Source organism: Idiomarina aminovorans, from assembly GCF_023155095.1.
GTDB lineage: Bacteria > Pseudomonadota > Gammaproteobacteria > Enterobacterales > Alteromonadaceae > Idiomarina > Idiomarina aminovorans.
Genome location: NZ_JAKNDA010000034.1, coordinates 1 through 255 on the forward strand (window position 1 = coordinate 1; position 255 = coordinate 255).

A 255-nucleotide genomic window follows, 5' to 3' on the forward strand; every position below is an offset into this window, starting at 1 on the left:
CAGTGGCGAAGGCGGCCACCTGGTCAGAGACTGACGCTGAGGTACGAAAGCGTGGGGAGCAAACAGGATTAGATACCCTGGTAGTCCACGCCGTAAACGATGTCAACTAGTTGTTCGTGTCATTAAGGCGTGAGTAACGCAGCTAACGCACTAAGTTGACCGCCTGGGGAGTACGGCCGCAAGGTTAAAACTCAAATGAATTGACGGGGGCCCGCACAAGCGGTGGAGCATGTGGTTTAATTCGATGCAACGCGA

The 255-nt window shown here is 54.1% G+C and carries 1 rRNA gene; it reads left to right on the forward strand.

What is annotated here, in order from left to right:
• Window positions 1-255 (forward strand): 16S ribosomal RNA (locus tag L8G48_RS13395); the annotation flags it as partial.